Origin of the sequence: Zoogloea sp. (assembly GCF_044344315.1) — a bacterium.
Taxonomy (GTDB): Bacteria; Pseudomonadota; Gammaproteobacteria; order Burkholderiales; family Rhodocyclaceae; genus Zoogloea.
Map to the genome: position 1 here is coordinate 1 of NZ_JBIJDC010000141.1, position 11,477 is coordinate 11,477.

Consider the following 11,477-nt stretch of genomic DNA (forward strand, 5'->3'; position numbering starts at 1 on the left):
GCGGTCTGGATGGCGTACTGGCCCGGCAAGTTGGCGCACAGGCGCATGGAAGCCAGCATGTTGAGGCCTTCGATGTAGTCCGCAGCCGGGCGCTTGTCTCCGGACACCACCATCCAGCCGGCCCGGTAGCCACAGGAGCGGTAGTTCTTGGACAGGCCGTTGAAAGTGATGGTGAGCACATCCTCCGACAGGGACCCGATGGAGGTGTGCTCGACGCCGTCGTACAGCACCTTGTCGTAGACCTCGTCGGCGTAGATGATCAGGCCGTGCTCACGGGCGATCTGGACAATGGCCTTGAGGGTCTCGTCCGGGTACAGGGCGCCGGTCGGATTGTTCGGGTTGATGATGACGATGGCGCGGGTCCGCGGCGTGATCTTGGCGCGGATGTCATCCAGGTCGGGCAGCCATTCGTTGGCCTCGTCACAGATGTAGTGGCGCGGCGTGCCGCCGGACAGGCTCACAGCAGCGGTCCACAGGGGGTAGTCGGGCGCTGGCACCAGCACTTCATCGCCGGTGTTGAGCAGCGCGTTCATGGCCATCACGATCAGCTCGGAAACGCCGTTGCCCACGTAGATGTCTTCCAGCGTCACACCCTTGATGTGCTTCTGCTGGGTGTAATGCATGATCGCCTTGCGGGCCGCGAAGATACCCTTGGAGTCCGAGTAGCCGGCCGCGTTGGGCAGGTTGCGGATCATGTCGAGCTGGATCTCTTCGGGCGAGTCAAAACCGAACGCGGCCAGGTTGCCGATGTTCAGCTTGATGATCTTGTGGCCCTCGTCCTCCATCTGCTTCGCCTTTTGCAGCACGGGGCCACGGATGTCGTAACAGACGTTGGCGAGCTTGTCGGACTTGCGAATGGGTTGCACGGTGCTTTCCGTTTCCTTGCTGGTGGGTGCGGGCGTCTCGGCGGCGGGCTTCGAAACAACGCGCAGTTTGGCGTGGCGGCTCATGATCGGGGCCTCATACCCCTGCTGCCGGCAGATACTTGACCGGCAGGTGCGTGAAGACGCAAAGCTATAATGTTACCCAAGCCACCCGGACCGGGCAAATCAGCGTCCCGCCACCATAGAGATCCGCCCATGAAACTCCACCTCGACAAGAGCGACCAGTACAACACCATCGCCCGCTACGACGCCACCCACGTGATGGTCGGCACCACCCGTCACGAATCCAGCGTCATCGTGATGCCCGACCGCATCGAGCCCGACTGGCACCAGGGTGGCTTCGCGACCCTCGACGAGACCGCCTTCGAGCACCTGGCCGGGCTGGGCTGCGAGATCCTGATCCTCGGCACCGGCATGAAGCAGCGCTTTCCCCACCCCAAGCTGCTGAAGAGCCTGATGGCCGCCCGCATCGGCCTGGAGGTGATGGACCTGGGCTCCGCCTGCCGCACTTACAACATCCTGGTTGCAGAACATCGCACGGTAGCCGCCGCGCTACTCTTCGACCCCGTGTAAACGAGCAGGGCGGCCATTCTTCACGCAGGATGGATTGCCAGCCCTGCGCCTTGGGATTAGGCTGATGCCGGAAACCCTTTCCGGAGACACCATGCTTGACCAGGCCGCCCCCGACTTCAGCCTTCCCGCCACCGGCAACCAGACGATCACCCTCTCCGCCCTTCAGGGGCACAAGGTCGTCCTGTATTTCTACCCCAAGGACAGCACCCCCGGCTGTACCACCGAGAGCCAGCAGTTCCGCGACCTGTATCCCGAGTTCCTGGCCGCTGGCACCATCGTGCTGGGCATATCCCGGGACGGTCTCAAGTCCCACGACAACTTCCGCACCAAGCAGGCCCTGCCCTTCGATCTGATCTCCGACCCGGACGAAACCGCCTGCACCCTGTTCGGGGTGATGAAGATGAAGAACATGTACGGCAAGCAGGTACGTGGTATCGAGCGCAGCACCTTCGTCATCGACGCGGCAGGTGTCCTGCGCCGGGAATGGCGCGGGGTGAAGGTGCCCGGACACGCCCAGGAAGTACTGGATTACATCAAGACCTTGTAACACCCCTCCCACGACAGCCGAGAAGACCGACGACCATGGCCACCCGACGCCCCGCGAAGTCCAAGATTGCCTCCACCAAGCTGTTCGTCCTCGACACCAACGTGCTGATGCACGATCCGACGAGCCTGTTCCGCTTCGAAGAGCACGATATTTTCGTGCCGATGATGACCCTCGAGGAGCTCGACTCCAACAAGAAGGGCATGTCGGAAGTCGCCCGCAACGCCCGCCAGGCCAGCCGCAGCCTCGATGAGATCGTGGGCACCTGCCCCGACGGAATCGACGATGGCATCAGCCTCCTCGGCCCGTCCAGCGAACTGGCCAGCGGCCGCCTGTTCCTGCAGACCGAGGCCATCAACGTGCAGTTGCCGGCAGCCCTGCCCACCGCCAAGGGTGACAACCAGATCCTCGCGGTGGTGATGCACCTCTTCGAGAAGTTCGACCGCAAGCGCTCGGTGATTCTGGTGTCGAAGGACATCAACATGCGCATCAAGGCCCGCGCCCTCGGCCTGGCCGCGCAGGACTACTTCAACGACAAGGTCCTCGAAGACACCGACCTGCTTTATACCGGCACCAAGGAGATCGATGCGGCCTTCTGGGACGCCAACGGCAAGGACATCGAGTCCTGGAAACAGGACACCCACACCTACTACAAGCTGAAGGGCCCGGACACCGCCGACCTGCTGATCAACGAATTCGTCTTCCAGGAGGGCGAACAGCCCCTGCAGGCCTGGGTCAAAGAAAAGGCCGGCAGGGCCGTCACCCTCGAGACGCTGATCGACTACTCCCACCAGAAGAACAACGTGTGGGGCATCACCGCCCGCAACCGGGAGCAGAATTTCGCCCTCAACCTGCTGATGAACCCGGAGATCGACTTCGTTACCCTGCTCGGTCAGGCCGGCACCGGCAAGACCCTGCTCACCCTGGCGGCCAGCCTGACCCAGGTGCTCGAAGCCAAGCGCTACTCCGAGATCATCATGACCCGCGTCACCGTTCCGGTGGGCGAGGACATCGGCTTCCTGCCGGGCACCGAAGAAGAAAAGATGGCGCCGTGGATGGGCGCCCTCGAAGACAATCTGGATGTGCTCAACGGCACCACCGGCGAAGGCGGCGAGTGGGGCCGCGCCGCCACCCGCGACCTGATACGCAGCCGCATCAAGATCAAGTCGCTGAACTTCATGCGCGGGCGCACCTTCATCAACAAGTTCCTGATCATCGACGAGGCCCAGAACCTCACGCCCAAGCAGATGAAGACCCTCATCACCCGGGCCGGCCCCGGCACCAAGGTGGTGTGTATGGGCAACATCGCTCAGATCGACACACCCTACCTCACCGAGGGTTCGTCGGGCCTCACCTACGTGGTGGATCGCTTCAAGGGCTGGCCGCACTCAGGCCACATCACCCTTCAGCGGGGCGAGCGGTCGCGCCTCGCCGACCACGCGGCGGAGGTGCTGTGACCTTGGCTTCCGGCAGGCCGGAAGCGGCACTGCGATGATCCGTCACGACGAACTGGCCGCCCGCTATGCCGGGCGGGCGGCCTTCATCGACAAGCTGCTGCGGATCTTCGAAAGCACTCACGCCACCGTCTCTGCGGAACTCCGCAACGCAGCAGAAGCTGGTGACACGGCAACCGTGGCCCGCCTGGCCCATTCACTGAAGAGCTCGGCGGGCAACATCATGGATCACGAACTGACCGCCCTCGCGAAAGAGGCCGAGCAAGCCGCTCGTGATAACCGGGCCGACTGCATGGCCCTAGCGGTCAATCTTGCCGATGCCCTTGAGCAAACCCTGGTTTTGATCGCGGCAACCCGGCCAGGGCCCTGATCAGATCGGCAGCGTTTCGACAGCCCGCGCCAGCATGACCTCGTCAAGCGCCTCCAGGGGCAGGGAGCGCGCCGTGGCGAGCTGGCGGTAAAGCCCCTCCCCCCCCTTGCGATAGGCCGGATCATAATGATCTTCCACCAGTTCGGTCGCCAGTTGGCGCCACGCTCCGGCCATCACCAGTGCTTTCCAGCCGTCGACACGCTCGTGCCCATGCTGGGGCACCAGACGCTCGATCCGCTCGCAGAAGGCAAGCGGATCGGCAATCAGGTCGGCATAACGCTCCACCAGATGCTCGACCCGGGCCGCCAGCGGCGCCTCCACACGCGTGCACGCCCCGTTGCGCAGGGCTTCAAAGAGCGCCCCGGGCACATGGAGGCGCCCAATCCGCCGGCTTTCGGACTCCGACCACACGGGCCGGCGGGGATCCAGCTGCCGCAGGGCCGCCCAGAGGGCCGTTTCAAAGGCTTTCTGACCAGGCTGAAGGCCGTCCGCCTCCCCCCCCAGCACCGAGCCGCGGTGACGCGCCAGCCCTTCCAGATCGAGCACCTGCCCGCCACGGCCGGCCAGCGCGGCCAGCAGGGCGGTCTTGGCGCTTCCCGTGGGCCCGCACAGGATGTTCAGGTGCAGGGCCGCGGGGAGTGTCTCGAGATCGCTCATGACCCGCTGACGGAAAGCCTTGTAGCCCCCCTCCAGACGCCGGGCCGCCCAGCCCACCTGGCCCAGGACGAGGGTCATCGCACCACTTCGCTGCCCCCCCCGCCAGCAATAAACAAGCGGTTTCCAGGCCTTTGGCTTGCTGAAAAACTCGTTCTCGATATGCTTGGCAATGTTGCGTGAAACCAGCGCAGCGCCCACCTTGCGCGCCTCGAAGGGTGAGACCTGCTTGTACAGGGTGCCCACCCGGGCCCGCTCCTCGTCATCGAGGACCGGACAGTTGATGGCGCCGGGCACATGATCCTCTGCATATTCGGAGGGCGAACGCACATCGATGATGGTATCGAAGTCGCCTAGCTGGTCGACGGAAGCAGAGAAGGGGGCAGGATGACTGGACACGTGGAGCACGGAAAAATTGACAGGAAAAAAGATGACTGAAGCACCTTTGCGACTCACTGAATTGTCTCACGGTGGCGGATGCGGCTGCAAAATCGCGCCCGCAGTCCTCAGCGAGATGCTGGCCCACATGCCTGCGGCGCGCCCCTTCGCCGATCTGCTGGTGGGCACCGAGACTGCCGACGATGCCGCCGTATGGCGCCTCAACGACCAGCAGGCACTGATCGCCACCACCGATTTCTTCATGCCCATCGTCGACGACCCCTTCGACTTCGGGCGCATCGCCGCCACCAACGCCCTCTCCGACGTCTACGCCATGGGCGGAACCCCCATCATGGCCCTGGCGATTGTCGGCATGCCCATCAACACCCTGCCGGTGGCGACCATCGGGCGCATTCTCGAAGGGGGCGCCAGCATCTGCGCCGAGGCCGGCATCCCGGTGGCCGGCGGGCACAGCATCGACTCGCCGGAACCGATATACGGCCTCGTCGCACTGGGGCTGGCGCACCCGGACGTGATCAAGCGCAACCGCGATGCCCGCGACGGCGACGTGCTGATCCTGGGCAAGCCGCTGGGTGTTGGCATTCTCGGCTCCGCCATGAAGAAGGGGCTCCTTGATGCCGACGGCTATGCCCAGATGATTGCCACCACCACCCGCCTGAACAAGGTGGGGCCCACCCTGGCCGCACTGCCCGGGGTCCATGCTCTCACCGACGTCACGGGTTTCGGCCTGCTCGGGCACCTGCTCGAGCTGTGTCGTGGTGCAGGCCTGGGGGCAACGATCCAGGCCGGCGCCCTGCCCGTCATGCCGGCAGCCATTCCCTTTGCCAGACAGGGCATCGGCCCGGGCGCCATCGGCCGCAACCTGGCCAGTTGCGGTGACGCCGTACAGTTCGACACCGCGGTGGACGAATGGCAACGCAGCCTGACCGCCGATGCCCAGACCAGCGGCGGACTGCTGGTGGCCTGTGCTGCGGACAGTGTTGAGCAGGTGCTGGCATGCTTCCGTGCCGGCGGTTTTGACGCTGCGGCGGTAGTCGGCCGGATGCATGCCGGCCCGGCCCAGGTGCGCGTCCAGGCCTGACCGGAGGTATCTCCATGCACACACCGCGACGCCGTCAGCTCATCAATGGGGCCCTTGGCATCGCGGCACTGAATGCGCTCGGAGGCCGACCTGCCGGGGCCACCTCGGCCACCCAGGGCGCCCCCCGGCGCATTCTCCATGTCATGAGCTTCGACTCGCCGTGGCGCTGGACCGATGGCCAGTTTGCCGGCTTCAAGGAAGGTCTCGGAAACCTGCCCGCGGAGTTCCAGGTCTTTCAGATGGACGTCAAACACAACAGCAGCCCGGAAGCCAAGACGCGAAAGGGCCGTGAGGCTCTGGCCCTGATTGACGCCTGGCAGCCCCATCTGCTGTATGTCTCCGATGACGACGCCGTGGAGTTCGTCGTGCGTCCGCTGCTCAATCAACGACTGCCCTGCGTGTTCAGCGGAGTCAACAAGACACCGGGCGAACATGGGCTGGACGATGCCATCAACGTTACTGGGGTGCTCGAACGCGAGCACTTCATAGAATCGGTGCGCCTGCTGCAGAACCTCGTGCCGGGCCCCCTGCGGCTTGCCGCCCTGTCCGATATGGGCCCCCAGTGGCCGCCCATCATCGAGCGCATGCGCAGAACCGTCTCGGGCCTGCCCGGGGTAAGCCTGACCGTGGTGGACCGGGTGCGCAGCTTCGCCGAGTTCAAGACCCGCCTCCAGTCCTACCCGGCGGTGGCGGACGCCGTTGTTCAGCTGGGCATCTTTGCCCTGGCCGATAGCGACGGCAGCAATGTCCCTTACCAGGCAGTGCAGAAATGGGCCTGCCTGAACAGCCGCCTTCCCGACATCAGCTTCTGGCTGGATCGGGTTCATCACGGGGTGCTGGCCTCCATGGCCATTTCGGAGCTGGAGCAGGGCCGTGCTGCGGGGAAGCTGGCCCACGCCATCCTTGTCGAGGGCAAGTTTCCGTCTGCCTTGCCGATCCGCTCTGCCGTCAAGGGCCGCCCGGCCATCAATCTGGCGCGGGCCAAGCAGTTGGGCCTGGGGGTGAAGTCATCGCTTTTGCTGTCCTCGGAGGTCGTCGTGCGCTTCCCCTGGGAGCATGACGGATGAACAACTCGCCAGGCCTGCGGGCCCGCATCCTGCTGATCGCTGCGAGTGTCTTTCTACTAGGCATTTTTGCGGCGGTCGGCGTGTCAGGCTATTTCCTCCACCAAAGGCTGCTGCAGTCCCAGCTGTCACGCACCGAGGCCATTGCCAAGGGCCTGTCCACCCAGCTGGAGCGGGTCCTGTCGCTGGGGATAGAGCTGGACAACCTCCAGGGCTTCGACGAACAGTGTGCCGAGGCCGTGCGTGACAATCCGGACCTGGCCTTTGCCATGATCGTGACCCCGGATGGGCGGGTCGCCTTCCACAGCCAGCCGGGCGGGCCAGGTGCCCAACCGATTCCCTCCGAGCTGCGAGCAGCCCTCGACCAGCCGGAAGGCAGCATGGAGATCCCCGTCGACGGGGTCTTTGCGGCCTTTACAGCGGTCAATCAGCCATCAGGGGAACGGGTGGCCACCGCAGTGGTGAGTTTTCCCCGCAAACACGTGGAGAGCCAGCGCAACGGCATGCTGGCCATCGCCACCGGCATTTCCCTCAGTGCCCTTGCCCTGTGCCTGACGCTGCTCTTCGTCGCCCTTTCCCGCTATGTGATCAAGCCCCTGTCCCGTTTCGCCCAGGCCATCGACAGCATTGGCCACGGCACAGAAAGCGGGCGGGCACGCATCCCTGTGAGCGGCACGACGGGTGAGCTGGAGCTGATGGTGCGTGGGGTGAATCGTCTCCTGGACCGCATCGACGAGCGAGAAGAGGAGCTGACCATGGCAAAGGATCTGGCCATCACAGCCAACCGGGCCAAGAGCACCTTTCTGGCCAACATGAGCCATGAACTGCGCACCCCGATGAATGCGATCCTCGGTCTGACCGATCTGATCCGGCGCCGCGCCAACGACACCGAGACCGTCGAACGTCTTGCCAAGATCACCGGTGCCGCACGGCACCTTTTGGCCATCATCGATGATGTGCTCGACATTTCCAAGATTGAGGCGGAGCGCCTGAGCCTGGAGAGCGTGCCCTTCCGCCTCGACACGGTGATCGAGAACCTGGTCAATCTGACGGAGGCCCGTGCCCATGCGAAGGGCCTGAGCCTGACCACCGACATTGCCCCGACTCTCGCACGCCAGACGCTGTCCGGTGATCCGCGGCGCCTGGGTCAGGTACTGCTCAACCTGACCGGAAATGCGGTCAAATTCACCGCCAAGGGCCACGTCACGATTCGCGCATTTGTCATGGATGACGCTCCCACTTCAACCGATACCCTGAAGCTCCGCTTTGAAGTGGTGGATACGGGCCCCGGAATCGCCAAGACCGATCAGACGCGCCTGTTCAAGGCCTTTGAGCAGGTAGATAACTCGATCACCCGGGAGTTCGGCGGAACCGGCCTGGGTCTGGCCATCAGCAAACGCCTGGTGACGCTGATGGGGGGCGAGATCGGCCTGGACAGCGCACCCGGGGCGGGCTGCTGCTTCTGGTTCACGGTGCGCCTGGGCACGGTGACAAACGCGGCCCCCGTCACGCCTTCCCGGGAGGACACCATGGAGACCCTGCGCCAGGCACATGCCGGGGCACGCATCCTGTTGGTGGAGGATGAACCGATCAATCGGGAAGTATCCACCCATTTATTGAAGGAAGCCGGGCTCGCCGTGGACGTGGCTGAGGACGGAGAACGGGCCCTCGAGATGGCAGGCAGCCAGCGTTATGCACTGGTGCTGATGGATATGCAGATGCCACGCATGGATGGCGTGGAGGCCACCCGGCACCTGCGACGCCTGGGGGGCTGGAAGCGGGTGCCCATCCTCGCCCTCACCGCCAATGCCTTTCCGGAAGATCGCCAGCATTGCCTGGAGGCGGGCATGAACGACTTCATCGTCAAGCCCGTCGACCCGGCCCTGCTCTATGCCACCCTGCTGATCTGGCTGCCCTACGCGGCCCTGCCGGACACGGACGCACTGGATTTGAGCCTGCGGGAATAAGCTGCCGGGCAGACTCAGGCGGGCGCGAGCTGCGTCTCCGGGCGGCCTTCCAGCATTGAGCCGCGCTGGGCGTAGCGCAAGTGCCAGGCAAACGCCTCCTGCAGCAGGTGCGGGGTATGCCCGCCACGGTGGCTGGCGCGCCGGAAGTAATCCTTCAGGGTGTCCCGGTACAGGGGGTCGGTGCAGTTGTCGATGATCTGCAGCGCCCGTTCGCGGGGCGCCAGGCCACGCAGGTCGGCCAGGCCATGCTCGGTGACGATGATGTCCGTGTCGTGCTCGGTGTGGTCCACGTGGGAAACCATCGGCACGATGCTGGAGATGGCGCCAGCCTTGGCAATCGACTTGGTGACGAAGACCGACAGATGGGCATTGCGGGCGAAATCGCCGGAGCCGCCGATGCCGTTCATCATGTGGGTGCCACCCACATGGGTGGAGTTCACATTGCCGTAGATGTCGCACTCCAGCGCCGTGTTGATGGTGATCAGACCCAGGCGGCGGATCACCTCCGGATGGTTGCTGATCTCCTGCGGACGCAGCACCAGACGGTTCTTGTAGCGCGCGATCTGCCCCAGTACCCGCTCGTAGGCACCTTTCGACAAGGTAATGGACGAGGCCGAGGCAAAGCTCAGGCGTCCGTCATCGAGCAATTCGACGGTGCTGTCCTGCAGCACCTCCGAGTACATCTTCAGATCACGGAAGGGCGAATCCAGCATGCCGTGCAACACCGCGTTGGCGATGGTACCGATACCGGCCTGAAGCGGCTGGAGGGATGCGGACAGGCGACCGGCCTTGACCTCGTGGTAGAGAAACTCGTTGAGATGACCGGCAATGGCCCTGGTCTCCATGTCCGGCGGAAGCACGTTGGACGGGCTGTCGGCCTTGGACGTGACGACGATGGCGACGATCTTTTCCGGATCCACCGGGATGTAGGGCAGGCCGATGCGCTGCTCCGGCGCAATGAGGGGGATGGGCAGGCGGTGCGGGCGGTAGGTGGGAATGTAGATGTCGTGCAGCCCCTCCAGCTCGGCCGGCATGGTCAGGTTGATCTCGACGATGATCTTCTTTGCCAGCACGGCAAAGCTCGCCGAGTTGCCCACCGAGGTGGTCGGTACGATGCCGCCGTTCTCGGTGATCGCCGTCGCCTCGACCACGGCGATGTCCACCGGCGCAATCTGCCCGGAACGGAGCTGTTCGACGGTCTCGGAGAGATGCTGGTCGATGAACATCACCTCGCCCGCGTTGATCTTGCGGCGCAGGGTCGGATCGGACTGGAAGGGGATGCGGCGGCTGATCACGTTGGCGTCGGTCAGCACCTTGTCGATGTCGTTGCCCAGGGAGGCCCCGGTCATCAGGGTGATGTGCAGAGGCTCGCGGGCAGCACGCTCGGCCAGCGCGAAGGGCACCGCCTTGCAGTCTCCCGCGCGGGTAAAGCCGCTCATGCCGACGGTCATGCCGTCGGTAAAGAGTTCGGCGGCGGCCTCGGGGGACATGATGCGGTCCCGCAGTCGGGCCAGGCGGATGCGTTCCATGGGCATTGCAGTGTTCTCCGATTTTCAGATCGGGGAAAAGTATAGGGACGCATGAACAGGCAACGGATGACTTAATATACTTTCATCCAGTCGTTTTATTCATGAACCCATGGACCTGCGCGCCCTCCGTTACTTCGTCGAGACCGTCCGCCACAACAGCTTCACCCTGGCCGCCGACAGCTTGTGTGTCACCCAGTCCACCGTCAGCAAGATGATCCGCCAGCTGGAAAACGAAGTCGGGCAGCCGCTGCTCCTGCGTGAAGGCCGCCAGTTGCGCCTGACCGACGCAGGACGGTTGGTGTTCGAGCGGGCCCAGCAGGCGCTGGGGGTGATGCGCGAACTGACCCGCGAGCTCGGCGACCTGACCACCCTGGCTCGTGGCGAGCTGACCGTCGGCCTGCCGCCCATGGCCAACCTGCTGTTCTCGCCGGCGGTCAAGGCCTTTCGCGAACGCCACCCGGGGATCAGCCTGAGCTTGAAGGAAAGCGGCGGGCAGGTGATCGAACAACAGGTGGCCAGCGGCGAACTGGAGATCGGCGTCACCCTGCTCCCCGCCGATCCGGCCCTGGGGCTTGCCGCGCGCAGCTTCGGGCGCTTTCCGATCCACGCGGTGGGCATGCGGGGAGCGCCCTGGGCGGCCAGCCCGACGGTGGACCTGGCGGCCCTGCAGGCCGAGCCGCTGGTGCTGCTGTCGGACGATTTCTCGCTGACACGCCAATTGCGCGGCGCCTTCCGGGCCATCGGAGTGGCGCCGCGCATCGTTGCCCAAAGCAGTCAGTGGGATTTTCTGGTGGCGATGGCGGCCGCCGGCCTCGGCACCACCTTCATGCCGGCCCCGCTGCTCGACCGCCTCAAGCTCGGCGGCGAGTTGGCGGCACGACCGCTGACCAATACCGGAATCGACTGGAACGTGGCCCTCGTCCACACGCCCGGTCGCTATCTGTCCCACGCAGCCCGA

The 11,477-nt window shown here is 64.6% G+C and carries 11 protein-coding genes; 8 read left to right on the forward strand and 3 right to left on the reverse strand.

Translation table 11 applies throughout. The annotated features are described in order from the left end of the window. Positions 1–950 (reverse strand): pyridoxal phosphate-dependent aminotransferase (locus tag ACIQ09_RS20365; protein WP_398313948.1); only part of this gene is annotated, 950 nt, incomplete at its 3' end. Between the two features lie 129 nt (positions 951–1,079). Between ACIQ09_RS20365 and ACIQ09_RS20370 the strand changes: the two genes are divergently transcribed. From ACIQ09_RS20370 to ACIQ09_RS20385, 4 genes are all read left to right on the forward strand, one after another. After that, a complete protein-coding gene (locus ACIQ09_RS20370) occupies positions 1,080–1,457 on the forward strand; it encodes an Mth938-like domain-containing protein (protein WP_398313950.1) in 378 nt (125 codons plus the stop codon). A gap of 91 nt (positions 1,458–1,548) precedes the next feature. Beyond that, on the forward strand, positions 1,549–2,004 hold the full coding sequence (locus ACIQ09_RS20375) for a peroxiredoxin (RefSeq protein WP_398313952.1): 456 nt from the start codon (positions 1,549–1,551) through the stop codon (positions 2,002–2,004). A 35-nt stretch (positions 2,005–2,039) separates the two neighbouring features. Then, entirely contained in the window at positions 2,040–3,458 is a 1,419-nt protein-coding gene (locus tag ACIQ09_RS20380; protein ID WP_398313954.1) for a PhoH family protein, read from the forward strand. Positions 3,459–3,492: 34 nt separating this feature from the next. Further along, positions 3,493–3,825, forward strand: a complete 333-nt coding sequence (locus tag ACIQ09_RS20385; RefSeq protein WP_398313956.1) for an Hpt domain-containing protein — start codon at positions 3,493–3,495, stop codon at positions 3,823–3,825. On the opposite strand, the gene mnmH is transcribed toward ACIQ09_RS20385, so the two are convergent. After that, the gene (gene mnmH / locus ACIQ09_RS20390) at positions 3,826–4,878 is read right to left on the reverse strand and encodes a tRNA 2-selenouridine(34) synthase MnmH (protein WP_398313958.1); all 1,053 of its coding nucleotides are present in this window, start codon (positions 4,876–4,878) and stop codon (positions 3,826–3,828) included. 31 nt (positions 4,879–4,909) lie between these two features. Between mnmH and selD the strand changes: the two genes are divergently transcribed. The 3 genes from selD to ACIQ09_RS20405 are packed head-to-tail and all read left to right on the forward strand — an operon-like array spanning position 4,910 to position 8,990. Further along, positions 4,910–5,959 (forward strand): selenide, water dikinase SelD, encoded by a 1,050-nt coding sequence (gene selD / locus ACIQ09_RS20395; protein ID WP_398313960.1) that lies wholly within the window; start codon positions 4,910–4,912, stop codon positions 5,957–5,959. 14 nt (positions 5,960–5,973) lie between these two features. Further along, positions 5,974–7,026, forward strand: coding sequence for an ABC transporter substrate-binding protein (locus ACIQ09_RS20400; protein WP_398313962.1), 1,053 nt, complete (start codon positions 5,974–5,976; stop codon positions 7,024–7,026). After that, positions 7,023–8,990, forward strand: coding sequence for a response regulator (locus tag ACIQ09_RS20405; RefSeq protein ID WP_398313964.1), 1,968 nt, complete (start codon positions 7,023–7,025; stop codon positions 8,988–8,990). The genes ACIQ09_RS20400 and ACIQ09_RS20405 overlap by 4 nt, the downstream gene beginning before the upstream one ends. Positions 8,991–9,004: 14 nt before the next feature. Here the strand turns inward: ACIQ09_RS20405 and ACIQ09_RS20410 are convergent, their stop codons facing one another. Further along, complete coding sequence (locus tag ACIQ09_RS20410) at positions 9,005–10,525, reverse strand: acetyl-CoA hydrolase/transferase family protein (protein ID WP_398313966.1); 1,521 nt, start codon at positions 10,523–10,525, stop codon at positions 9,005–9,007. Positions 10,526–10,628: 103 nt separating this feature from the next. Between ACIQ09_RS20410 and ACIQ09_RS20415 the strand changes: the two genes are divergently transcribed. Beyond that, the coding region (locus ACIQ09_RS20415; RefSeq protein ID WP_398313968.1) for a LysR substrate-binding domain-containing protein at positions 10,629–11,477 on the forward strand (849 nt) is incomplete at its 3' end.